Annotated in this window: 1 protein-coding gene; it reads right to left on the bottom strand. The window is 66.1% G+C overall.

Annotated elements, in window-relative coordinates; translation table 11 throughout:
* On the bottom strand, positions 1-442 hold a 442-nt coding region (locus NE591_RS12425; protein ID WP_256156767.1), incomplete at both ends, for a response regulator transcription factor.

Below are 442 nucleotides of genomic sequence, written 5' to 3'. Positions count from 1 at the left end.
GGAAAGCACCGTGCCGGGGCTTGCAGCCAGCGTCGCCAGGATCTTGAACACCTTCGGGGTCAGCGACACGTGTTCGCCGGCCAAGGTGGCGCGGTGCTGGGCCATATCTAAGGAAAGACATCCCACGGTGATGGTGCCGGAGGAAGGCACAGCGCTGCTCGGGCGCATGGCGTCGCGGCGCAGATGCGCCTCGATGTGCATCATCAGCTCGCGGGGGTCGAAGGGCTTCACCATGTAGTCGTCGCCACCGGCCGCGAATCCGACGCCCTTGTCCACGATGTCGCCTTTGGCCGACAGGAAGATGACCGGCACGGTGACGCCTCGGGTCCGCAGCTCGCGGCAGGCGGTGAATCCATCCATCTTCGGCATCATGACGTCCTTGATGATGAGGTCGGGCGCATCGCGAGCGACGGCGTGCAGCGCATCGGCGCCGTTGTCGGCG

Source organism: Adlercreutzia sp. DFI.6.23 (assembly GCF_024462535.1).
GTDB lineage: Bacteria > Actinomycetota > Coriobacteriia > Coriobacteriales > Eggerthellaceae > Adlercreutzia > Adlercreutzia rubneri.
Note: the sequence above shows the minus strand (reverse complement) of the source record. Positions and strands in the feature narration are given on the sequence as shown.